Here is a 21,009-nt window from a genome sequence, read left to right as displayed (position 1 = left end):
TCGCGCTGGCTGGCGCAATGCTGAACGGGTCCGGCTAGAAAGTTGGCGCACCCGACAGGATTCGAACCTGTGGCCTCTGCCTTCGGAGGGGGTACAAAAGGAGTACGCCAGACTACGAAATTCTACTCTAAGCTACTGTTTCAAAGCAATTTAGTTACGATTCGATTTTCGCTGGCGTATCCGCGTTTACGCCCCGACTTTCCACCGCGTGATGCCGTCACGCTTACGAGAAATCAGGGGCTCCGAGACGGAGTTCGCCATGGTTAAACTTACCAAGCGCGTTGTCGAAGCAGCGACCACGAGAACGACAGATTACATACTTTGGGACGAAGAGCTACCGTGTTTCGGCTTGCGTGTATTCCCATCAGGCAGACGAAGCTATCTTGTTCAGTATCGGCAGCGCGGACGATCGCGGCGCCTGACGATCGGTTCACACGGCGTATGGACCGCAGAGACCGCACGGCGAGAGGCGAAGGCGCAACTCGGGCGCGTAGCGACCGGCAACGATCCCGCCGAGGAAAGAATCGAAGATCATCAGGCAATGACCGTCAGGCAACTGTGCGAGCGCTACATCAGGGATCTTGAGGACGGTCTGATCCTTGGCAAGGGCGGTAGACCGAAGAAGCAGTCCACCATCGATACAGACATCGGCAGGATCAGGCGGCACGTTATCCCTCTGATCGGTTCACGCCGCGTGAAGGATCTCACCCGCGCCGACATGGTCAAGATCATGCGCGACATCATGGCCGGACGCTCCCGGATCATCGTCAAGACCAAGAAGCTGCGAGGCAAGTCCATCGTGAAAGGCGGCCCGGGTACAGCAACCCGGACGCTTGGGCTCATTGGCGGGATACTAACTTATGCCATCGATTTGGGTGTGATCGAACGGAACCCGGCGCACGGAATCAAGAAGCCCAAGTACAAGGTACGCGAGCGGCGCCTGAGCGAGGTCGAATACGGTATCTTTGGGAGGCTGCTTGAAGAAGCGAAGGAGAACGGGCAATTCTGGCCAACGACCGAGATCATACGGATCATCGCGCTCACCGGCTGCCGCCGCAGCGAGATCATCAACCTCAAATGGTGCGACGTCGATTTCGAGGGAAGCTGCCTGCGCCTGTCGGAGAGTAAGGAAGGTCGATCAATCCGCCCGATCGGCTTGCCCGTGGTCGAACTGCTCGAGGCGCAGCGAGAATTGGCGATAGGGAGCTATGTGTTCCCCGGATACAAAGACGATACCGCCTTCGGGGGCTTTCCGCGGCAGTGGAAGACCATGCTGGACGGCACGCCGCTGGAAGGCGTCACCGCCCATGTCCTGCGTCACAGCTTCGCCAGTATCGGTAATGATCTGGGATATACTGAAGTGACTATCGCGGCGCTGCTCGGCCACGCCAAGGGATCGATCACTAGTCGATATATACACGTTCTCGACGCGACACTGATCACGGCCGCGGACATGATCTCGAGCTACGTCGGAGCCATGCTCGACGGAGCCCGCTTCCAGCAGGCTGCACGCGCCCTCGATCGCGCCAGTCGGCGCAAGGCGATGGGTGAATTCCTATCGGACCAGGATCCCCGCCGAATGTCATAACATTCTCCGGCATGATGGTGTCGGCGGGACGAGAACATGCCCCCATGCGCAATGTACCGCAGCATCGCTTGAACATCGTAGACGAACAGACCCTAAGTCAGGCCCAGGGCATAGCAGCGACAGAGCGCCGCGAGAAATCGAGCAGTTCGGGGGCCGGAGCGCCTGCGCGAGCGCGGTCAGCCAGCGCATGTTGCAGCGCAATCGCAAGCAGCGCGGCGTCCTGTGGTGCAACGCCTTTGCGCAGCTGTGCGCGATCGGCTGAAAACACCTCGATCATCAACGCCTCGACGCTGCCGAAGATGGCGCGCAATTCGGCCGCAATGACAGGATTGCCCGCCGCCGCCGCGGGGCCGGTGCACAGGATAAGGCAGCCGCGCCCGGGGCCTTCGGAGAGGTAGTGCGCGATCGACAGTTCGTGGGCATGCAGGAGCCGTTCGCGCAATGTGCCGGCCTGGCGCAGCGCTGGTTCGACCAGCTTGCGCATTTCTTCGGCAAAATGTCGCATCGCGTCGACGTACATCGCCTCCTTGTTGCCGAAGGCGGCGTAGAGGCTTGATTTCGACAATCCCGTCGCCTCGCTGACCCGGTCGAGCGACGTCCCCTCATAGCCACCGACCCAGAACGTGTCGGCCATCCGGGCGCGGACCGCCTCTGTGTCAAACGAGCGCGGGCGCCCGCGCGCTTCGGAGTGCGAAGGATTCATCACCTGGCCATATACCATCTGGACTGTGCGCACCATTTCTGTACTATATAGTCCACAAAGGGAGGGTTCGAGTCCTTCGGATGAAAATTGTCGCACTTTGCTATGAAGGCATGACTCTGCTCGACCTTGTCGGGCCGACCCAGGTGTGGAGCTTCCTCCCCGACGTGCAGATCCAGTACGTCGCTCCTCAAGACCTTCGGGTCGCAACTGACTGTGGGTTGCCGGTGACGGCAACCCACAGCTTTGGCGATGCATGGGAAGCCCCCGATGTGCTGTTCGTTGGCGGCGGCGGCAAGCCCGCACTCGACGCCGCCGCCGATCCCCGCATCCAGGACTTCCTTCGCTCGCGCGGCGAACGGGCGTCCTGGATCACCTCCGTTTGCACCGGGTCGCTGATCATGGCGGCGGCCGGTCTCTACGATGGCTATCGCGCCGCGACCTACTGGGGTGCTCGCGAGATGCTCGCAGGTTATGGAATCGATGTCTCCGAAGAGCGCGTGTGTATCGATCGCAACCGCATCAGCGGCGGCGGGATCACGGCCGGGATCGACTTCGGCCTGGCGACCGCGGCGCACTGGTTTGGCGATGACACCGGACGCCTGTTCGAGCTGGTGCTGGAATATGCGCCGCAGCCGCCGTTCGGTACCGGGCGTCCCGAACTTGCCGACGAAAAAACGCTTCGCACGGCAAGAACGATGACCGAGGCTGTGTTTCAGCAATAGGAGCGGCCGAGTGCGACTTCGCCGGTCTTGACGATAGTCGTCAACGGGATGAGGGTCTGCCCATGCCACCTCTGCCGCACCGAAACTCTCGCAGCCTCGGCAAGGCGCTGTGCCGCTGGCGCCGGCTCAACTGGATCAAGCAGATCGATCTTGCTGAACGGCTCGGGATCTCGCAGCCCGCCCTGTCGCGGTTCGAAGCAGGTGCCACCGAACTCGATCCGCGTGCACAATCGCTCGTGATCGATCTGTTGAGCGCAAGACCGGCATCGGTCGCCGACAGGGCCCTGTGCCGTCTCGTGGCAGGCTCGCAAAACCCTGTCCATCTGATCTGCGACCTCTCGCACCGCCTTCTCGCTGCCTCGCCCGCGCGCCTCGCTCAGTGGCGTTCATCGCTCGCCGAGCTCGAAGGCCGTTCCTTGTGGCCCTTCGCCTCGCCTTCGATCATCAACGCTGAAGCGGACTTGCCATCACTCGGATGGTTTGAAGAAAGCACCTCGCAAATCGAGTTTCAGACCGACGCATTCAGCTGCCCGGAGCTTTCCATCCCGCAAGGCAAGGTGCGCTGGACGCGCATCACCCTTGCCACGGGCGGTCACGCCAGGCTGGTCGAGCAGATGGCGCCGCACTGAATAAGATATTCTGTGGGTTTCGGGGCCTGCGCGAAGGTTTTACCGCTACGCTATGGTTGATCAAACCGAACTCCCCCGCGCAAGACTGCAATCGGTAATCGCCTTCGTGCAGGCGACGGAGCGGCTGAAGGACACGCTGCGCAGCGGGATTACCAGCCAGGGCAGGCAGGAAAGCACCGCCGAGCATAGCTGGCGTCTGGCGCTGATGGTGATGCTGTTCGAGGATGCGCTTGGCGAGATTGACCTCGCGCATCTGCTCAAGCTTTGCCTCATTCATGATCTGGGCGAAGCACTTTCGGGCGACGTCCCGGCAACCGAGCAGCAGGCGGATCCGGACCGCGCCGCGCGCGAGCGGCGCGACATGAGCGAACTGTGCAATGTCCTGCCCGGAGACCTCCAGGAGCGGATGATGAAGCTGTGGGATGAATATGCTGCCGGCGAAACGGGCGAGGCTGTGCTTGCCAAGGCATTCGACAAGCTCGAGACGATGTACCAGCATCTGCTTGGGCGCAATCCGCCAGGCTTCGACTATCAGTTCAATCTCGGATACGGGCGCCGCTACACCGACCGCCACCCCCTGACCCGCGAACTGCGGGCAATGCTCGATACCGAAACGCGCGCCCGGATTGCGGAGCTGCAGACGCCGGACAAGGGTCAGCCTTGCGCATGACGCATCATCGCGTCGCCTGATCGGACTTGAAGTGGATCGCTGCGCCGCGCTTCGAGCGTCCGGCCACCAGCCCGATGCCCAGCGCGATCAGAAGCGCTCCAGTCGCAAACCCCTGGGGAACGTCTTCACCGAGCGCAAGCACCGCGACCGGCACCGCGACGATCGCGCCGACCGAGCCGAGCAGACTCAGCAGCACGGGTCCGCCGCGCTTCTGGAGGATGAAGAACAGGCGATACTGGATTGCGAAGGCGAACGCCTGCGCTGCAACGAGGCCGAGCGCGCTGGCATTCTGCGGCACGCCGAGCGTAAGGCCGGGAATGAGCAGTCCGGCGAGGAGAAGCATCGCCGCTGCCGCGAGCAGCATGCCCGGAGCGAGTTCCTCCGGGCGCGCACCGGCCGGCCAGCGCAGACTGCGATAGATGTTGCCGATCGCCAGCAGGACTGGCCCGGCGAGCGTTGCAAGGATCCAGCCCGTCCCGGCATCGGGAACCACCAGCTTGAGCCAGGCGATCAGCCCGGCGCCAGCCAGCGCCAGCGCGACCCCTGCCGCGCGCCGGCCATCGAAGCGCTCCATCCTGAGCGCGACCGCCGCCGCATAGGTAAGCAGGGGAGGAAAGGCGATCGCCAGCGCGACGAAGCTCGCTCCGATGCGCGGAACCGCGGCGAAGAAGATGAAGTTGGGGGCAGCAAGGCTCACCAGCGCGGCAATGGCATAATATTCGAGCGTCTGGCGCGTCGCCGGAAGCGCATGGCCCGAGGCGATGCGCTCGCCTGCAAGGAGCACCGCCGCCCCCGCGACCGCCCAGCAAAGAAAGGCGGACGGCGCGAGCCCCGCATCGGGCGCGAGCTTGGCGAGAATGGTTGAGAGCCCGAGCAGCGCGCCCGTCGCCAGCAGCAGAAGCAGTGGGACCAGCAGCCCGTCTTCGCGTGTGCGCGCCTGCACCGGATCGTTCATCGCGGATCCGCCCATGGCAGGCTGTGCTCATCGGGACCGAGCGGGACGATCCCGGCCGGGTTGAGGTGCCGATGGCTTGCAAAATAATGCCGCTTGGCGTGCTCGAAATTGCAGGTCGCCGCGATTCCGGGCCAGCGATAAAGCGTGCGGGCATAGGCCGAGAGCGCCGGATAGTCAGCCAGGCGCCTGAGATTGCATTTGAAGTGGCCGTGGTAGACGAGGTCGAGCCGCAGCAGCGTGGGCAACAGCCGCCAGTCCGGCTCGCTCGGTTCGTTCCCGAACAGGAAATCATGCTGCGAAAGGCGCTGTTCGAGCGCATCGAGCGCTTCGAACAGTGCCGTGACAGCCTCTTCGTAGGCCTCCTGCGTCGTGGCGAAGCCGGCGCGGTAGACGCCGCCATTGACGCGCTCCTGCAGCCAGGCGCCGAGTTCGTCTGCCCTTGCTTCGCGCCCGGCAGGAATGAACTCGGGCGTTTCGTCCGGCTTCGCAAACACGCCGGCGAGCATGCGCATGATATCGCCTGAATCGTTGCTGACGATGCGGTCGCGCTCGCGGTCGTAGAGCACCGGGACGGTCACCCGCCCGGTGAACTGCGGGTCGGAGCGCTGGTAGATCTCATAAAGGTGTCGGGCCCCGAACAGCCGGTCGCCGGGAATGCTGTCGCTGGCAGGGGCAAAGCTCCAGCCGTCCTCTCCCATCAGCCAGTGCGTGAAGGACACCCCGATCGTCTCCTCGAGCCCCATCAGGCTGCGAACAATGAGCGCGCGGTGCGCGAACGGGCAGGCGTAGGAGACGTAAAGGTGGTAGCGCCCGGCCTGCGCCGCAAACCCGCCCTCTCCGGTCGGACCGGCTCGCCCGTCGGCGGTGATCCAGTTGCGCAGCGGCGAGGGCGCGCGATGGAAGCGGCCAGAGCTGTCGGTGCTGACGAGACGGTCCGGTTGCCAGCGCCCGTCGACGAGTTGTCCCATGCCTGCTCTCCCGTTCCCTAGAAGCGCCAGCTGAGCGCGGTCATGAGAAAGTCGCCGCTCTCTCCGCCCACCGCGCGCAGCGCCGGACCAGGCGTGAAGTGGACATATTGCGCTTCGAAGCCGAGCTGCGAACTGATGCGCCAGTCGAGGGTTGCGACCCATTGCTCGCCGATGCGGCGACCGGGCTGGCCCGCGGTGCCGGCCACCGGAACCAGCGGTGCAAGATAGACCGCATCCTCGCGCCGGTGCCGCCACAGCCGGTTCCATTCCGCCGACAGCGTCAATGCCGCCGTTGGCCGGACGGTCAGGGCCGGATGCACGTCGTAGAAGTTGGCGGGCGCGAACAGCACCGCCTCGGAGAAATACGGGAAGCGCGGGAACAGCGCGTTGAAGGTGCCGAGTTTGCCATCGGCCGGATCGCCGTCGCCGCTCGCGATATTGGCCTTGAGCCCGAGCCGCGGCCGCAGCGGCAGATCGAAGGTGTAGCCGGTATCGCTGGCGATCGTCCAGGCGCGGATATCCTGCGCGCCGATCGTGCCGAACTGGTAGAGCGCCTCGGTATTCCAGTCCCACCCGTCCGACCGCCCGAAGACGCGCAGGCCGAGGCTGTGGCGTTCCTCGCGCCCGCTGGCGAGCGCATAGCGCGCCGTATCGTTGCGATAACCGAGATAGTAGACGTCCATCCCGACCGGCCCCGCGACCGGCCCTGTCGCATAGGCGCCCCACAGCGCGACGTCGTCGCTGGTCGGGTCATCGAACGTTCCCCGCCGGGTATCCACGGGCCGCAGATAGAAGCCATCAACACGCAGATCGCCATCGCTCCAGAAGCCACGCACCCCGTCAAAGGATTGCCGCACATTGGGCCCGCCGCGGATGGTGACAATGCGCGCGGAGCCGAGATTGATCTCCTGCCGGCCCGGGCGCAGCGTGAAGGTGCCGCCCGCGACCCGGAAGTTCAGATCGACGAAGCCCTGCTGCAGGTCGAGCCGGTCGACATCGGTCGGCGGAACCGGCCCGCGCCGCCCCGAGCTCTCGTGAAAGCCCAGCTGGACGAAGGCACGGAAGCCTTCGCCAGCCCTGAGGTCGGCGTGAACCATCGCGCGGTGGAGGAAGGCGCGGTCGCTTTTTTGCGTCAGTCCGAAGCGCGGATCATCGACGATCTCGATCCGTTCGCGCAGGTCGCCACCGAAAGTGAGCAGATTGTTCTCGCCTAAATCGACGCATTTGAGATCGAAGGTGTCCGGACTGGCCCCGCCATCCGCATCGCGCGCGGCGCAATAGGAGCGCCAGTCCTCGTCATAGCGCAGCAGGCGATAGTCGGGCGCCGGCGGCGCTTCCTGTGCCAGGGCGGGCGATGCGGCCAGCAGGCAGGCGGCGAGCGAAAGGAGCCGCGACTTCATCGTACGAGCAGCCAGATCGCAAGCAGTGCTCCTGGCAGGAGCATCGCGCCGAAGCCGGCGAAGGCCTGCACCAGCGCGCCGAGCGCGCAGCCAAGCGCGAACATCGCGACGAGCACGCCCATCGGGTGGATGGCGACGGCCGTCGCCTGCTCGCCGTTCCGCGGTGTGAGGCGAAGGCCCCGCGCCGCAGCGATCGCAAGACCAGTTACATTCCCGGTCATAACGGTGAACGGCGGACCCATCCCCGGATCGAGCCGCTGCGCCGCATTGAGCAGCCCCATCGCGGCGACGAGCGCAAGCGCAAGGGCAGCGTCCGCCTTGTCCGCCAGCACTCCGGCCACCCCGCTCGCAATGACGATGGTTGTTACCAGCCACAGCAGCATCCGCGTCCGGGCTGCCTGGGCAATCCCGGGGGCAATTGCCGCTGCGAGCATCGCCGCTACAAAGAAAACAGGGAACGCGATCAGCTGCAGCCTGGTCGAGCCGCCATGCCCGCTTACCGGGGACCCGGTCAGCGTCGCCCCGATCAGCACGAAGTTGCCGGTTACATGCGCGACGAACAGGCCGCCCATCAGCACGAAGACGGCGGTGTCGACATAGCCGGAGACGAAGGCCAGCAGCGGCGAGGGAGAAGGAGAGGCGGGCCGGGACATGCTACACCGCCCAGCAGGCGCAACCGAGCGCGCCCCAGAAGCTCTTCAGATCATACGCCGGAACGCTGCCGGCCCAGGCGCGAGCATGATCGTGCCCATGCACTGCACATGACATCGCACAGCCGCCGCTGCTCGCTAGCATGGCGGTGTCGCTGCCGGGCGCCTCACCGCCCGTGTTCTCTTTGAAATAGCCGCCATGGTGGTTGACCGGCGACCAGTCGGGCATGGCGGGCGGCGGAGGCGGAGCGAGCCCCGCAAACTCCCCGGCAGCGTAGACCGGCTTGCCGCCCAGCAAGGTCAACACCGACTGCAATTGCCGGATCGCCCCCGCAGGCACGCTGAAATAGTCCGCGCTCAGCACCGCCAGATCGGCCAGCTGTCCCGCCTTGATCTGGCCCTTGCGGCCTTCCTCGTTCGAGAACCAGGTCGAATAGTCGGTCCACATCCTGAGCGCCGTTTCGCGGTCGAGCAGATTGCGCTGCGGATAGAGCTTGAGGCCGCCGAGCGTCCGCCCGGTGACAAGCCAGCTGATCGATACCCACGGATCGTAGGAGGCGACCCGGGTCGCGTCGGTTCCAACCGACGTCTTCACGCCCGCCTCGAGCACGCGCTTGAACGGGGGAGTCGCCTCTGCGGCTCGCGCCCCGTAGCGCTCGACGAAATACTCACCCTGATAGGCCATGCGGTGCTGGAACGCGATCCCGCCGCCGAGCGCGGCAACCCGATCGATCGAGCGCGCGCTGATCGTCTCGGCGTGGTCGAACATCCAGTGGATGCCCTCGAACGGGATGTCGCGCGCGACCGTCTCGAACACGTCGAGCGCGCGGGTGATCGTCTCGTCATAGGTGGCATGGAGCCGCCAGGGCCAGCGGTTCTCGGCAAGGATACGCACGACGCCCTCGAGGTCGCCCTCCATATTCGCCGGCATGTCGGGGCGCGGCATGCGGAAATCCTCGAAATCGGCGGCGGAGAAAACCAGCATCTCGCCCGCGCCGTTGAGGCGGAAGTAGTCGTCGCCCTGATGATAGCGGTTCTGGCTGGTCCAGCGCAGGAAATCGTCCTTCTCCTCGCCGGGCTTCTGGGTGAAGAGATTGTAGGCGATGCGCAGCGTCAGCTCGCCATCTTCGTGCAGGCGCTCGATGACCGCATAGTCGTCGGGATAGTTCTGGAATCCGCCGCCGGCATCGATGACGCTGGTCACCCCCAGACGGTTGAGGTCGCGCATGAAATGGCGGGTCGAGTTAAGCTGGTAGTCGAACGGCAGCCTGGGCCCCTTCGCGAGCGTCGCGTAGAGGATGTTGGCGTTGGGCGCGGCAAGCAGCAGTCCGGTCGGATTGCCCGACGTATCACGCTGGATCTCGCCGCCGGGCGGATCGGGCGTGTCCTTGGTATAGCCTACCGCCCGCAGCGCGGCACCGTTGAGAAGAGCGCGGTCGTAAAGGTGCAGGATGAAGACGGGGGTGTCTGGCGCAACGGCGTTGATTTCCTCGATCGTGGGCAGCCTCCTTTCAGCGAACTGCTGCTCGGAAAAGCCGCCGACCACCCGGACCCATTGCGGCGCGGGCGTGCGGGCGACTTGCTCGCGCAGCATGCGCATCGCATCGGCCAGGCTCGGCACACCGTCCCAGCGCAGCTCGAGGTTGTAGTTGAGCCCGCCGCGGATGACGTGGATGTGATTGTCGATCAGTCCGGGTATGACCCGGCGTCCGCTAAGATCGACGAACTTGGTATCGGGTCCAGCGTAGGTGCGCACATCGCTTTCGTCGCCGACGGCGAGAAAGCGGCCATCCCTGATTGCGATGGCTTCGGGCGCTGGATTGGCGCGGTCGAGTGTCGTGATTTTGCCGTTCAGAAGGATGAGGTCCGCATGTGCGGCAGGGCCGGACGATGCCATTGCAGGTACTCCGATGAGTGAGGAGAAGCCGAGCACCGACAACCCGGCATTGACGGAGCGGCGGTCGATCACGACGCGCAGCCTTTCTGGTCGCGCCTGCGCTCAGCGTCGTTCCGCGTCGGAAGCGAGCCCAGCACATGCTCAGCGCATTCGTCCTGCAATGCAGCGACGGTGAGCGTCTCACCGCTCAGGAGGCGCTTGCCAAGCGGAGCGAGCTGTTCGCCGAGTAGAATGCCAAGAAGGCCGACAAGTGCGACTATGGGAGGAGCGGGAGATCGGACACCGAGCAGGCTGTAGACGATGCCGACGAGCAACCCGGCACCAAGCGAGAGCAGGTACATTTTCAACGCTGCACTCCTCGAGAAGAAGGAACGGTGCCGGGCCGGTCGCGGAGAGTGGGGCGACCGGCCCGGGCGCTGCGCGTCGGGGGGAGGGACAGGGGCGCAGCGCAGGCTGCATCGGGGCGGATGCAAACACCTGTTTCCAGACCGAGGGAGGCGGAACGCACGATCATCGACCGGCCGGCACCAGCCGTATGAGCGCCCCGTCAGCCCCGTCCTTCAGGGCGAGGAGCGAGCCATCGCTGTCGATCGCGATATCGCGGACCCGGAAGCCTGTCTCGATATGTTCAAGATCGTGCACCCCATCTGCTGCCGGGACCCCGCGCAGTATGCCGGGGCGATTAAGCGCACCGACCAGCACGTTGCCGCGCCACGGCGCGAACAGTTCGCCATCGTAGAACAGGATCGTCGCTGGCGAGATGGCAAGCGGGAAGCTCTGCTGAGGGGCGATGGTGTCAGCCACCGCCTTGCGAGGCAACGGCGTCTGGTTGTAATTGTCGCCCGCGCTTTCGAGTGGCCAGCCGAAATTGCCGCCGCCCCGGATGAGATTGAGCTCGTCGCCGTTCTGCGGGCCCATCTCAGCCACCCAGATTTCCTCGGTTCCGGGTCGCCGCGTAATCCCGAGCGGATTACGATGGCCATAGGACCACACATCGGCGCTGGCCCGCTCGCGCGAAAAGGGATTGCCCGGCATCGGCGCACCTGTCGCAGGATCGATCCGCAGGATCTTGCCAAGATCGCTGGCGAGGTCCTGCGCCGGTTCGAAGCGCTGGCGGTCGCCGGAGGCGATCAGCAGCGCTCCGTCGGGGGCGAAGGCGAGCCGACCGCCGAAATGGCCGCGCCCGACCGTCTTCTCGGCGCGCCAGATGACCCGTACCTCCGCAAGGCGAGCGCCGTCGAGGCGGGCCCGCGCGACCGCGAGGCCCTTGACCACCCCGTCGTCGAGGTCCTGGAACACACCGAGGCGCGGATCGGCGACGTCGCGCCCGCCGGGCTGCTGTTCGGCGGCCTCGCTATAGGCGAGATAGATGATGCCATTGGCTGCAAAATCCGGGTCGAGCGCAACATCAAGCAGTCCGCCTTGTCCGGCGAAGTCGACCGCTGGAACGCCCGTGATTGGGGCAGAGAGCGCACCCTCTCGCCAGATCCGCAGACGGCCCGGCTTTTCAGTGATCAGAAAGCCGTCATCGGGCAGCCGCTCGATGCCCCAGGGGTGCTCGAGCGCGGTGAGTTCGGTCGCCGCGATCGGGGTCGCGCGCGAGGCGATGGTCACGCCGGAGGCAGGCGGTTGCTCATCGCTCGCCGCCCAGGCAGTGCTGGCAATGCCTGCCATTAGCAGTGCGAACAGTCGTGCCTTTCTCATCCCGATTCCTCCTGAATTACGCTCCATCGACCTGTTTATCCTTCGCGCGCGTCGGCACCGAACACCGCCTTGGCGTAGATGAGGCCCAGCCCGTAGGCGCCGCCATTCTCGATTGCGGCGTGCACCACGGGGTCGTAAGTCTCGCCGCGCGCCCAGTCGCGCTGGAGTTCGAGCAGGTACTGGAGCGCGGTGAGCGGGCGCGCACCTGCCTGCACCATTCGCGCCATCGCGCGCTCGTGAGCTTCGTCCGAGACGTCTCCGCAGGCATCGGCAATAACGTAGACCTCGAACCCTTGGTCGAGCGCGGAAAGCGCCGGGCCAACGATGCAGACGCTGGTCCACAGCCCGGCAAGCACGATCCGCCCCTTGCCGAGTGCGTTGATCCGCTCGGCAATGCGCGGATCCTCCCAGGTGTTCATCGTCGTGCGGTCGATGACTTCGGCACCGGGGAACTCCCCCTTGATCTCGTCGAACAGCGGCCCGGAGAAGGTCTTCTCCGCCACCGTCGTAAGGATGGTGTCGGCGCCGAAGATGCGCGCTGCCTTGGCGGTGAGCGCGGCGTTGTTCCGCAACATCACCGCGTCGATCGACTTGGTGGCGAATGCCATCTGCGACTGATGGTCGATCATGATCAGCACGTGATCGTCGGGTGACAGCAGCAGCTTTCCCGGCGTGGCTGTGGCAGTGGGCATGTCGATTACTCCTGTGTCTGGCCTGCGGCGCTCGCTGGCAGGCCGTTGATGTTGAGGTGTTCCTGCATGATCCAGCAGTGGCCAGGCGTAGAGACCGCCGCGCCGCCGAGCCGTCCGGCCCAGCGTTCCAGCATCGTCGTGGTACAGGCGTCCGCGACCCGGTCCATGTAGGTCTTCACCAGCAGCCAGCGGTTGGCGTAGCCGGTTTCGGTCGCCACCGCGCCGAAGTCGATGCGCTGCTGTGCGTCGCGCGCGGCGGCGATGAGATTGGTGACATATGCCCTGGCCGTCTCGACATCGGCGCGCGTTCCGGGGCGGCTGAGGTGCCCGCCAATGAAGATATCGAAGTCGTAGCCCAGGATCGCGTCGTGCGCGTCGATGAAGCCCTGCACGTCCTCGGCCATGCCGAGATTGGTGAACGGGACCCACCCCGGATAGACGATGTCGACCACCATCAGCACCTTCTGGTCGGGCAGGTAGACGTAGAGATTGCCCGGTTCGTGATGCGGTCCGCGTACGTCGAGGCGGAACGGCACATCGCCGATGATGAGGGTGAAATCGGGTGCATCGAGCACTTCGGTCGGCGCTGGCCGGCGCGGATCGGAGAGGCGGACGAGCTTGGCGTTGACCTCTGCGCTCGCGATCCGGACTGTGCCGGGGCCGAACTGGTCGGCCGCGCCGATGTGGTCGCTGTGGCTGTGGCTGTAGATCACATGGGTGACCGGCTTGTTCGTTGTCTCGGCAATCGCGCGCGACAGGTTGCGGCCGATCGTCGGCGGTGCATCGACCACCACCACACCGGTATCGGTAACCACGAACAGCGCCTGATAGAGCCCTTCGGTTACGACGAACACGCGTGGCGCGATCTCGCGCACCAGGTAGCCCTGGCCCTGCGGGATCGGGACGTCCTGCGCAGCCGGCGGAAGGTCCGCCCAGTCGCGCTCGATCTGCGCGTCCCACCGGCTCGGCTCCTGCTGGGCCAGGGCGGGCGTTGCCAGGGCAAGGGCAAGCATGGCGACAAACTGCTTCATGCCGCGATCCCTGCACCCATCGCCGGGAACACATCGCTGAACAGCAGGCCGATCAGCGCCTGACCTTCGGTCGTCGACCAGTCCTGCGCGAGCTCAGCAATGAGCGTGTTGGTGGCGGTGAGGACGACCCCGGCACCGCGCATGCGCTGGCGGGAGAATTCTTCCGACAGGTCGCTCGGACTGCCCGAGGCGTCCATCACCGCCTGCACCGCATAGCCTTCATCGGCCGCGTCAATCGCCGGGAAGACGAGACAGACGTCGGTGGTGACGCCCGCCATGATGAGCTGCCTGCGCCCGGTCGCGGCGACCGCCTCCTTGAACTCGGGGTAGGCCCAGGCATTGACCACGCCTGGACGCTTGATGCGCGCCGCGTGCGCCTCTGGCAGGATTGCCGCGATCTCCGGCAGGATCGGCCCCTGGGTGCGGTCTTCCTGGCTCGAGGTGATGATGGTCGGAATATCGAGGATCTGCGCCATCTTGGCGAGCGCGACCGCCTGTGCCGCAGCAAACTCGCGGTCGATATTCTTGATCAGCTGCATGGTGCCGACCTGGTGGTCGATCAGCAGCAGAGCACTGTTTTTGGGGTTGAACGGGGTCATGTTGTCTTGCCTTGTCTGAGATGGGTCGGGATCATGGATTGGGCGCAAGCCGCCGCGCGATCTCGGCGACATGGCGGCCCTGGAAGCGCGCGCCGTCGAGCTCGACGTCGCTCGGCTGGCGCGAACCGTCGCCGCCGGCGATGGTGGTGGCGCCATAGGGCGAGCCCCCGGCGATCGCGTCGAGGGTCATCTGCGGCTTGAACGAATAGGGTAGCCCGACCACCACGAAGCCGAGGTGAAACAGCACCGTGTGGAAGCTGAGAAGCGTCGATTCCTGACCGCCATGCTGGGTGGCGGTCGAGGTGAACACCGACCCGACCTTGCCGACGAGCCTGTCCTGGAACCAGAGCGCACCGGTCTGGTCGAGGAAGTTCTTCATCTGCGCCGCCATATTGCCGTAGCGCGTTGGCGTGCCGAAGATCACCGCGTCATAGTTGGCGAGTTCTTCGACCGTGGCGATTGGCGCCTCTTGGTCGAGCTTGTAGCCCGACTGCTTCGCCAGTTCCTCGGGGACCAGTTCTGGAACGCGTTTGATGTCGACTCTCACCCCATCGACTTCGCGCGCGCCTTCGGCGACGGCGCGCGCCATCGTCCCGATATGGCCGTAGCTGCTGTAGTAGAGAACGAGTACGCGGGTCATGAGCGATCCTTTCGGTCGGGAGATGAGAGGGTGACGATCGGGCTCACTGCTGGCCGCCGGTCAGCGCCATGTGGTTGTCGATCAGCATGCCGTAGTTGAGCAGGTGCTCGTGGAAGAGCTTGCCGGTCCCCTCGGCGGTCTTGTTGCGCCAGTCGCGCTGCAGCTCGGCGGCGACCATCAGCCAGGTGACCGGAGTGACGCCGTGCATGACCAGACGCTGCACCGCCATCGACTGGGTCGCAAAATCGTGTGCGCCCGAGGCGTCGATCACGCCGTAGACCTCGTACCCTGCAGCAGCCGCCTGCATCGCCGGGAAGGCGAGACAGACATCGGTCGTGACGCCGGCCATGATGAGCTTCCTGCGCCCGGTCGCCTCGACTGCGGCGACGAACTCCTCATTGTCCCAGGCGCTGATCTGACCTGGACGCCGGATGACCGGCGCTTGCGGATACATGGCGAGGAGCTCCGGAATGATCGGGCCGTTGGGTCCGGTCTCGTAGCTCGACGAGAGAATGACCGGGAGGTCGAAGACCTTGCCGATCTTGCCCAGGGCAAGAACGTTCGAGCGGAACTCGGCCGGAGAATAGTCGTGGACGAGCTGCATGATGCCCGACTGGTGATCGATCAGCAGCAGCGCCGCGTCGTCCTTGGAGAACCGGCTCTGGGTGTAGTTGCGCATGCGAACAGGTCCTTTCAGTGCGCCGCCGCGCCGCGGGCATAGGCCCACGCCGAAGCGACAAGGGTGGCGACGATCTCGATCTCTTCCGCATCGCGCGGGGCGTAGACCATGACGATGTCGGGTGAGACGCTGGGTTGGCCTGCGAGCGGATGCGGCTCGGCCCAGCCCGCCGCGATCGCCCGCGACCGGACCGGCTCGGGCAGCGGCAGATGCAGACTGCCGTCGGGCTCGGGATGAAGATGCGCAAACTCGCGCGGCAGCAGGAAGGCCCGCTCGGGACCACGCGCGTCATCTTCGGAGAGGTAAAGCCCGATCGTGCCATAGGGCGCGCGCCCACTCGGCCCGAGCGAAATGCCGGGCAGCGCGGCGAGCCGTTCGATCAGATCGTGGCTCAACAGCGGGCGCGGCAGCTGGTCGATCTGGCTGTGCGGATTGGTCTGGGTGGTGCGCGGGCGCGGGCCGGCGCGCTTCTCCAGAAGGAGCGGCGAAGCGGGCCAGACCGGAGCGGAGGCCATCACAGCCGCACTCCGCCGCCATCGACCACCAGCGTCTGACCGGTGATGAAGCGCGCATCATCGGATGCAAGGAACGCCATGGCGTTGACGATATCGGCGGGTTCGGCCGCGCGCTTGATCGCCTGGTAGAGCCGCGGAATGTCATCGAGATAGCCGGGCATCTCGGCGTCGATCGTGGTACCGCGCACGATCCCAGGCGCGATCGCGTTGACGGTGACCCCGTCCTGCGCAGCCTCGGTCGCCAGCGCCCGCGTCAGCCCGACCACGCCCATCTTGGCGGCGATGTAATGGGCGTTGTTGCTCGCCACCATCCAGGCTTCGGCCGAGGCGATGTTGACGATGCGGCCGTAACCCTGTCCCCGCATTCCGGGCAGGAAGGCGCGCGAGACGAGGAACGGTCCGTCGAGATCCACCGCCATTACCCGCCGCCAGTCGGCCGGCGTGATCTCGTCGAACGGCTGAAAGGGGTAGATCCCGGCGTTGTTGACGATGATGTCGCAGCGGCCGAAGCGGGCAAGCACCGCCTGCGCGAAGCCCGCCACGCTCGCCTCGTCGGCGACATCGAGACGGTGCGCCATTGCCTCACCGCTCGCCGCCTCGATTGCCGCGCAAACCTCGCTCGCATCACCCAGATCGCCGATTGCGACGCGCGCGCCGTGGGCCGCGAGGTGCTCGGCATGGGCCCGGCCCATGCCTGCTGCCCCACCAGTGATCACTGCAACCTTGTTATCGAATCTGCGCATCGCTTCCTCCGCCGCAGGGCTTCACGATGGAGGCTTAAGCGGGCACCAAGGGACTGGCGCGCCCGTGGTTGCTGCGCTGCACCGAAATTGCTGCGATCAGGGCAGCGGGGCGGGGTCGAGGTGGAATCGCAGGTCCTGCAGCACGCCGTGCGTGGTGCGGGCGATGATGACGCAGGGGATCGCATCGAGGTTGCCAGTGTGGCTGCGGAAGGTCACGTCGGTCTCGGCGTAGATCGTCTCGCGCCTTTGCCAGACATCGCAGAACTGGTTGCCGAAGCCCTCGATGCGACCCAGGAAGGTGGCGATCTCGTCGAGCACCTGGACGCGGCCGGTTACGGGCGGCGCGTTGGCGATGCGCAGATGCGGCTGTTCGCCGAGCGCCTCAAGCCACATCGCGCGATCGAATGGGCGCCGCGTCAGGAGCAGCTTGAGCCGATCGGCCGGAAATCGCTGCGAGCGCATCGTATGCGGCATTGTGGTTTCGCCTTTCCGGCCATCCAGACGATCAGGATGGCAGCAAAGTACCAGGCCCGCGTGACCGAAATTGCTGGAGAATTCCTAGCGCATGCGGGAGAGCCGGTATTGCGACGGGCTCATCCCGGTTTCCCGCCGGAATGCGCGCGCGAAGGCCTGGCTCGATCCGTAGCCCAGCGCCATCGCGATCTCGGTGACGCTGCGCGAGTCCTCCTCGAGCGCGTGCCGCGCGTGTTCGAGCTGCAGCGTGCGCTGGTAGGCGTGCGGCGGCAGGCCGGTGGCCTCCTTGAAAGCCCGGCAGAAGTGGAACGGCGACAGGCCGACGATGTCCGCCAGTTGCGCGAGCGAGAACGTTCCGGCTTCGGCCTCCCGCAGCGCTTCCTCGATCCGTCGCAGCTGCCAGGGTGCCAGCCCGCCTTTGGGCGAAGGCCGCTGCTTGCCGGCAAGCGAGGCGCGCCGGTCGAGCGCGAGCAGCAGCGCGGACTGCGCCTGCATCGGCGCTTCGGGCATCTCGCTTTGGGCGACATGCCAGACGGCGTCGAACAGCGCGGAAAGTCCGTCGTCGCGGAAGCTGCCGCGATGAAGCGGGCCGAAATCCTCCACCGCTTTCGACCGTTCACGGAACGCGTGACCGATCGTCGTCCGGTCGATCGCGAGAACCCGGATGCGATGGCGATTAAACACTTCAATGTTCGTCGCTGTATTGGCTGGAACGAGAAAAAGGGCCCCGCGCGCCGATCGCTCTTCGAAACGACCCGCTGCGAAATCCGAGTTCTGATGGATGCCGGGCGTCAGGTTCTGGATCAGCACGAGTTCGTCGACAGGCGGGTTGGACATGTCGCCCGCCGGCTGGCTTGCCTCCATGGCGATAGCGCCTGTCCCGACGATGTGGTTCGACACAATATAGCCACCGAGCGGTCCAGCGAGGTACGTATCGAGATAGGAAATTGCGGAGCCGGTCATGCGCGCGCCTCTTCGCGATAGGCAGCCGGGCTGTACCCGGTTTCGCGGCGGAAAGCGCGCGCGAAAGCCTGGCTCGATCCGTAGCCCAGGTCGAGGGCGATATCAGTCACGCAATCGGCCGATCTGGCGAGCCGGTCCCGCGCCCGGTCGATCACCAGCAGCTGCCGATACCGCTGCGGCGTGGTCCCGGTCGACCGCTTGAAGGCGCGGCAGAAATGATAGGGCGAAAGACCGGCGATTGCCGCCATTTCTGGAAGTGACAGGTTTGCGACCTGCGGTGTGCACAAGGCTTCGTTTACGCGGCGCAACTGCCAAGAGGCCAGCCCTCCGGAGCGGTGCGGATCGTCGGCAGCGTTCCCACCAGTCAGGCGTAGCAGCAGCGCAAATATCATCGTGTCGAGCAGCAGCCGGTCTTCTAGAATGCCTGCGGCCAGATCGGAGCGGAACCCGCGCATGAAATCGGCAATGGGGTCGAAAGCCCTCGGTCGCCCATAGAAGGGCTCGAGCCTCTCGAGGCGAGCCGGTGCCTCCGCGAACAGGTCCGCCAGAAAATTTTGTGGAAGAGCCAGTACCTGAAAGGACGACAGACCCTCGCCAGCAAGGTGGAGTGGTTCACCCGGAGGCGCGACACACGCCATGCCGGGGATCATCCGGCCATTGAAGCGTTTTCCGGCGACCTCGCTTTCGAGATCGAACGACCCTGACTTACAGAACTGGATTGTCATGTCGCCCGTCGCAGGATCCGGAGATGCCTCCTCCAGGTCGACTTCGATGAAGTGGACCCCGCTTTGAGAGACCCGTGATATTTGCCTGCTTATGACATTGAAGCCTTCGCTCGCGGCCCAGTCGCCGAAGGACGGAAAGGCTGTCATCATGCGCGCGCCTTGCGATAATCAAGCGGGCTCACGCCCGTTTCGCGGCGGAAGGCGCGCGCAAAGGCCTGGCTCGATCCGTAGCCGCTCGCAAGAGCAATCTCGGTTACCGGTCTGGAACTGCTTTCAAGCTCGCTGCGGGCCCGCTCGATACGGATCATCTGCTGATAGCGGAACGGCGAGATTCCGAGCGCGGTGCGAAAAGCGCGGCAAAAATGGAAGCTGGAAAGCCCGACAAGGTCTGCCAGTTGATCGAGCGAGAAGAGTTCGGCGTCGGAACTGGCGATGGCCTCCGTCACGCGGCGTATCTGCCATGGCGCGAGACCGCCGATCTTCGGTTTGTCCAGCCTGCCCTGAAGTTCGAGCAGGCGCGCGACGAGATGCGTCCCGATATCGTCGGCGAGCAGGCCGGTGCTGCAGGCGTCGGCGGCTTGCGCTGCGAACAGCGTGCTGACGAGGCTGCACACCAGTGCGTCATCGAAATGGTCGCGGTGCATCCGGCCAAGATCTTGCGCACCCGAGCGAGCAAGCGTCTCGAAGCCTCGTGCGACGCGGTCGCGATGCAGCGAGACGCAGCGGATCGAATGCCTGCCGTCGACCACCACCTGGTTGTGCGTCGCCGGCGGAAGTACGATCAGATTGTGACGCCCTGCCATGCCATGCCAACGCCCGAACCCGAAGTCGAGCGTGACGGCGACGCCGGGCGTGATGTTCATCGTCAGGACGTAGTCTTCGTTCGGTTCGTCCGACATATCGCCTGCCGGTTGCCGCGCTTCGAGCAGCCCGATACCATCGGCGAGCGTCGCGGACGTCGTGACGTAGTCCGCCAGTCGGCTGCCGGCATAGTAGTCGAGATAAGTGCTTCTCATATCTCGCTCGCTCTCGGGTTGTCGACCTTGCGGCGCAGGGCGCGATATTCGAGCGGGGCCATGGCGTTCAGACGCCGGAACGCGCGGGCAAAGGCCTGGCTCGAGGCGAAGCCGGCGTCGAGCGCGATGCTCGTGACAGACAGATCGGACGTCGCCAGCGCGAGGCGGGCGCGCTCCATTGCGAGCGCCGTCTGGTAACGCACCGGGGTCAAGCCCGTCGCGTCGCGAAAGGCGCGGCAGAAGTGCCAGGGACTGAGCCCGACTTCGTTCGCCAGTTCGACAAGTGAAAGCTGAGGCGCGGCCTCGAGCGCCTCGCGCACCCGCCGCAACTGCCATGGAGCGAGCCCGCCCTTGCTGTGCTCGGGCAATGCGCCGCGGTGCAGAAGGAGCAGAGACCACGCATAGCTGTGCAGGGCGGCATCGATTTCCAGCGCGCTCCACGGGCGCGGGTCGCACGACCGCTGCCAGAACTCCATCAGCAACGCATGCAGACCGGCCATCCGGTGCAGACGGGTGTGGAAGCGCCCGAAATCCCCGTCAGGCGGCAGCGGAACCTCGGGGCAGGCGGCGCGCAAGCCCTGGTAATTCACCGCCATCATCACGATCCGGTGATGGCACTCGATCTGGATCGACGTGGTCGTGTCGGGAGGCGTCAGCAGCAGTTCGCCGGGATAGCCCAGCGAGCGGAACTTTCCGGCTCCGACATCGACCTGACCGAGCGCCTGCCCTCCCACGATGGCGGCAAGAACGAGGTCCGGGTTCGTGGCATCGGACCAGTCACCGGCCCCCTGGCTCGCCTCGACGAAATCGAACGGCAATAGCTGCGAACGCGCCGTGATCGCATCGGCAAAAGCATGTTCGTAGAACGCCTTCATACTGTTGTACTGCTCTGGCATGCCCGACACCTGTTGCGATGACATCTCCCGATCTCGTAAGTGGTGCATAGACGAATTCTGGACCGCTCGGTGCAGAAAAACGAGCGGCGGCTCGAAAACAGCAATTTCGGTTTGTTGGATGGTATCAGATCGCGCGCCAAAAGAGAGCCT

At 65.2% G+C, this 21,009-nt stretch carries 24 protein-coding genes; 4 read left to right on the top strand and 20 right to left on the bottom strand.

The genetic code is table 11. The annotated features are described in order from the left end of the window. Nucleotides 1–259: 259 nt before the first annotated feature. Entirely contained in the window at nt 260–1,588 is a 1,329-nt protein-coding gene (locus tag K3174_RS04230; RefSeq protein WP_221555908.1) for a tyrosine-type recombinase/integrase, read from the top strand. A gap of 97 nt (nt 1,589–1,685) precedes the next feature. Here K3174_RS04230 and K3174_RS04225 read toward each other — a convergent pair whose 3' ends face one another. After that, the gene (locus tag K3174_RS04225; RefSeq protein WP_221555906.1) at nt 1,686–2,222 is read right to left on the bottom strand and encodes a TetR/AcrR family transcriptional regulator; all 537 of its coding nucleotides are present in this window, start codon (nt 2,220–2,222) and stop codon (nt 1,686–1,688) included. Nucleotides 2,223–2,371: 149 nt separating this feature from the next. Here K3174_RS04225 and K3174_RS04220 point away from each other — a divergent pair, with 149 nt between their 5' ends. From K3174_RS04220 to K3174_RS04210, 3 genes are all read left to right on the top strand, one after another. Next, nucleotides 2,372–3,013, top strand: a complete 642-nt coding sequence (locus K3174_RS04220) for a DJ-1/PfpI family protein (RefSeq protein ID WP_282099669.1) — start codon at nt 2,372–2,374, stop codon at nt 3,011–3,013. A 62-nt stretch (nt 3,014–3,075) separates the two neighbouring features. Beyond that, complete coding sequence (locus K3174_RS04215; RefSeq protein ID WP_221555903.1) at nt 3,076–3,642, top strand: helix-turn-helix domain-containing protein; 567 nt, start codon at nt 3,076–3,078, stop codon at nt 3,640–3,642. 52 nt (nt 3,643–3,694) lie between these two features. Beyond that, a complete protein-coding gene (locus K3174_RS04210; RefSeq protein ID WP_221555902.1) occupies nt 3,695–4,312 on the top strand; it encodes an HD domain-containing protein in 618 nt (205 codons plus the stop codon). Between the two features lie 4 nt (nt 4,313–4,316). On the opposite strand, the gene K3174_RS04205 is transcribed toward K3174_RS04210, so the two are convergent. From K3174_RS04205 to K3174_RS04115, 19 genes are all read right to left on the bottom strand, one after another. Next, on the bottom strand, nt 4,317–5,267 hold the full coding sequence (locus tag K3174_RS04205; protein ID WP_221555901.1) for a DMT family transporter: 951 nt from the start codon (nt 5,265–5,267) through the stop codon (nt 4,317–4,319). Beyond that, nucleotides 5,264–6,235, bottom strand: a complete 972-nt coding sequence (locus K3174_RS04200; protein WP_221555900.1) for a glutathione S-transferase family protein — start codon at nt 6,233–6,235, stop codon at nt 5,264–5,266. The genes K3174_RS04205 and K3174_RS04200 overlap by 4 nt, the downstream gene beginning before the upstream one ends. Nucleotides 6,236–6,252: 17 nt before the next feature. After that, on the bottom strand, nt 6,253–7,635 hold the full coding sequence (locus K3174_RS04195; RefSeq protein WP_221555897.1) for an alginate export family protein: 1,383 nt from the start codon (nt 7,633–7,635) through the stop codon (nt 6,253–6,255). Further along, complete coding sequence (locus tag K3174_RS04190) at nt 7,632–8,288, bottom strand: DUF1275 family protein (protein ID WP_221555896.1); 657 nt, start codon at nt 8,286–8,288, stop codon at nt 7,632–7,634. Before K3174_RS04190 ends, K3174_RS04195 begins: the two co-directional genes overlap by 4 nt. A gap of 1 nt (nt 8,289) precedes the next feature. Continuing rightward, nucleotides 8,290–10,182 carry an amidohydrolase gene (locus K3174_RS04185; protein ID WP_221556565.1) on the bottom strand — a complete coding sequence of 631 codons (1,893 nt, stop codon included), beginning with the start codon at nt 10,180–10,182 and terminating at the stop codon, nt 8,290–8,292. Between the two features lie 68 nt (nt 10,183–10,250). Next, a complete protein-coding gene (locus K3174_RS04180; RefSeq protein ID WP_221555894.1) occupies nt 10,251–10,529 on the bottom strand; it encodes a DUF1427 family protein in 279 nt (92 codons plus the stop codon). A gap of 163 nt (nt 10,530–10,692) precedes the next feature. Further along, nucleotides 10,693–11,886, bottom strand: coding sequence for a PQQ-dependent sugar dehydrogenase (locus K3174_RS04175; protein ID WP_221555892.1), 1,194 nt, complete (start codon nt 11,884–11,886; stop codon nt 10,693–10,695). 35 nt (nt 11,887–11,921) lie between these two features. Next, on the bottom strand, nt 11,922–12,578 hold the full coding sequence (locus tag K3174_RS04170) for a hydrolase (RefSeq protein ID WP_221555890.1): 657 nt from the start codon (nt 12,576–12,578) through the stop codon (nt 11,922–11,924). Nucleotides 12,579–12,583: 5 nt separating this feature from the next. Next, nucleotides 12,584–13,609, bottom strand: a complete 1,026-nt coding sequence (locus K3174_RS04165) for an MBL fold metallo-hydrolase (RefSeq protein ID WP_221555888.1) — start codon at nt 13,607–13,609, stop codon at nt 12,584–12,586. Continuing rightward, nucleotides 13,606–14,208, bottom strand: a complete 603-nt coding sequence (locus K3174_RS04160; RefSeq protein WP_221555886.1) for an isochorismatase family protein — start codon at nt 14,206–14,208, stop codon at nt 13,606–13,608. Before K3174_RS04160 ends, K3174_RS04165 begins: the two co-directional genes overlap by 4 nt. A gap of 31 nt (nt 14,209–14,239) precedes the next feature. Continuing rightward, nucleotides 14,240–14,848 carry an NAD(P)H:quinone oxidoreductase gene (wrbA, locus tag K3174_RS04155; protein WP_221555884.1) on the bottom strand — a complete coding sequence of 203 codons (609 nt, stop codon included), beginning with the start codon at nt 14,846–14,848 and terminating at the stop codon, nt 14,240–14,242. Between the two features lie 43 nt (nt 14,849–14,891). Further along, nucleotides 14,892–15,527, bottom strand: coding sequence for an isochorismatase family protein (locus K3174_RS04150; protein WP_221555882.1), 636 nt, complete (start codon nt 15,525–15,527; stop codon nt 14,892–14,894). Between the two features lie 14 nt (nt 15,528–15,541). Then, a complete protein-coding gene (locus K3174_RS04145) occupies nt 15,542–16,042 on the bottom strand; it encodes a luciferase domain-containing protein (RefSeq protein WP_221555880.1) in 501 nt (166 codons plus the stop codon). Next, the gene (locus K3174_RS04140; RefSeq protein ID WP_221555879.1) at nt 16,042–16,785 is read right to left on the bottom strand and encodes an SDR family NAD(P)-dependent oxidoreductase; all 744 of its coding nucleotides are present in this window, start codon (nt 16,783–16,785) and stop codon (nt 16,042–16,044) included. The genes K3174_RS04145 and K3174_RS04140 overlap by 1 nt, the downstream gene beginning before the upstream one ends. 96 nt (nt 16,786–16,881) lie before the next feature. Further along, nucleotides 16,882–17,259, bottom strand: coding sequence for a hypothetical protein (locus K3174_RS04135; protein WP_221555876.1), 378 nt, complete (start codon nt 17,257–17,259; stop codon nt 16,882–16,884). 84 nt (nt 17,260–17,343) lie between these two features. Further along, nucleotides 17,344–18,123 (bottom strand): helix-turn-helix transcriptional regulator, encoded by a 780-nt coding sequence (locus K3174_RS04130; protein ID WP_221555874.1) that lies wholly within the window; start codon nt 18,121–18,123, stop codon nt 17,344–17,346. A gap of 95 nt (nt 18,124–18,218) precedes the next feature. Further along, complete coding sequence (locus K3174_RS04125; protein WP_221555872.1) at nt 18,219–19,097, bottom strand: helix-turn-helix domain-containing protein; 879 nt, start codon at nt 19,095–19,097, stop codon at nt 18,219–18,221. Further along, the gene (locus K3174_RS04120) at nt 19,094–19,963 is read right to left on the bottom strand and encodes a helix-turn-helix domain-containing protein (RefSeq protein ID WP_221555863.1); all 870 of its coding nucleotides are present in this window, start codon (nt 19,961–19,963) and stop codon (nt 19,094–19,096) included. The genes K3174_RS04125 and K3174_RS04120 overlap by 4 nt, the downstream gene beginning before the upstream one ends. After that, the gene (locus K3174_RS04115; protein WP_221555861.1) at nt 19,960–20,883 is read right to left on the bottom strand and encodes a helix-turn-helix transcriptional regulator; all 924 of its coding nucleotides are present in this window, start codon (nt 20,881–20,883) and stop codon (nt 19,960–19,962) included. Before K3174_RS04115 ends, K3174_RS04120 begins: the two co-directional genes overlap by 4 nt. Nucleotides 20,884–21,009 lie beyond the last annotated feature (126 nt).

This window comes from Qipengyuania qiaonensis (assembly GCF_019711515.1).
GTDB classification, from domain to species: domain Bacteria; phylum Pseudomonadota; class Alphaproteobacteria; order Sphingomonadales; family Sphingomonadaceae; genus Qipengyuania; species Qipengyuania qiaonensis.
The sequence above is the reverse complement of the archived record's forward strand: the minus strand, read 5'-3'. Positions and strand labels throughout refer to the sequence as shown.

What these genes read in the sequence shown, in the direction of transcription:
- K3174_RS04115 (WP_221555861.1), bottom strand. Translation starts at nt 20,883, where the DNA reads ATGTCATCGCAACAGGTGTCGGGCATGCCAGAGCAGTACAACAGTATG.
- K3174_RS04175 (WP_221555892.1), bottom strand. Translation starts at nt 11,886, where the DNA reads ATGAGAAAGGCACGACTGTTCGCACTGCTAATGGCAGGCATTGCCAGC.
- K3174_RS04230 (WP_221555908.1), top strand. Translation starts at nt 260, where the DNA reads ATGGTTAAACTTACCAAGCGCGTTGTCGAAGCAGCGACCACGAGAACG.
- K3174_RS04145 (WP_221555880.1), bottom strand. Translation starts at nt 16,042, where the DNA reads ATGGCCTCCGCTCCGGTCTGGCCCGCTTCGCCGCTCCTTCTGGAGAAG.
- K3174_RS04225 (WP_221555906.1), bottom strand. Translation starts at nt 2,222, where the DNA reads ATGGCCGACACGTTCTGGGTCGGTGGCTATGAGGGGACGTCGCTCGAC.
- K3174_RS04150 (WP_221555882.1), bottom strand. Translation starts at nt 15,527, where the DNA reads ATGCGCAACTACACCCAGAGCCGGTTCTCCAAGGACGACGCGGCGCTG.
- K3174_RS04120 (WP_221555863.1), bottom strand. Translation starts at nt 19,963, where the DNA reads ATGAGAAGCACTTATCTCGACTACTATGCCGGCAGCCGACTGGCGGAC.
- K3174_RS04140 (WP_221555879.1), bottom strand. Translation starts at nt 16,785, where the DNA reads ATGCGCAGATTCGATAACAAGGTTGCAGTGATCACTGGTGGGGCAGCA.
- K3174_RS04170 (WP_221555890.1), bottom strand. Translation starts at nt 12,578, where the DNA reads ATGCCCACTGCCACAGCCACGCCGGGAAAGCTGCTGCTGTCACCCGAC.
- K3174_RS04205 (WP_221555901.1), bottom strand. Translation starts at nt 5,267, where the DNA reads ATGAACGATCCGGTGCAGGCGCGCACACGCGAAGACGGGCTGCTGGTC.
- K3174_RS04125 (WP_221555872.1), bottom strand. Translation starts at nt 19,097, where the DNA reads ATGATGACAGCCTTTCCGTCCTTCGGCGACTGGGCCGCGAGCGAAGGC.
- K3174_RS04195 (WP_221555897.1), bottom strand. Translation starts at nt 7,635, where the DNA reads ATGAAGTCGCGGCTCCTTTCGCTCGCCGCCTGCCTGCTGGCCGCATCG.
- K3174_RS04165 (WP_221555888.1), bottom strand. Translation starts at nt 13,609, where the DNA reads ATGAAGCAGTTTGTCGCCATGCTTGCCCTTGCCCTGGCAACGCCCGCC.
- K3174_RS04210 (WP_221555902.1), top strand. Translation starts at nt 3,695, where the DNA reads ATGGTTGATCAAACCGAACTCCCCCGCGCAAGACTGCAATCGGTAATC.
- K3174_RS04190 (WP_221555896.1), bottom strand. Translation starts at nt 8,288, where the DNA reads ATGTCCCGGCCCGCCTCTCCTTCTCCCTCGCCGCTGCTGGCCTTCGTC.
- K3174_RS04200 (WP_221555900.1), bottom strand. Translation starts at nt 6,235, where the DNA reads ATGGGACAACTCGTCGACGGGCGCTGGCAACCGGACCGTCTCGTCAGC.
- K3174_RS04185 (WP_221556565.1), bottom strand. Translation starts at nt 10,182, where the DNA reads ATGGCATCGTCCGGCCCTGCCGCACATGCGGACCTCATCCTTCTGAAC.
- K3174_RS04135 (WP_221555876.1), bottom strand. Translation starts at nt 17,259, where the DNA reads ATGCCGCATACGATGCGCTCGCAGCGATTTCCGGCCGATCGGCTCAAG.
- K3174_RS04160 (WP_221555886.1), bottom strand. Translation starts at nt 14,208, where the DNA reads ATGACCCCGTTCAACCCCAAAAACAGTGCTCTGCTGCTGATCGACCAC.
- K3174_RS04220 (WP_282099669.1), top strand. Translation starts at nt 2,372, where the DNA reads ATGAAAATTGTCGCACTTTGCTATGAAGGCATGACTCTGCTCGACCTT.
- wrbA (WP_221555884.1), bottom strand. Translation starts at nt 14,848, where the DNA reads ATGACCCGCGTACTCGTTCTCTACTACAGCAGCTACGGCCATATCGGG.
- K3174_RS04215 (WP_221555903.1), top strand. Translation starts at nt 3,076, where the DNA reads ATGCCACCTCTGCCGCACCGAAACTCTCGCAGCCTCGGCAAGGCGCTG.
- K3174_RS04130 (WP_221555874.1), bottom strand. Translation starts at nt 18,123, where the DNA reads ATGGAGGCAAGCCAGCCGGCGGGCGACATGTCCAACCCGCCTGTCGAC.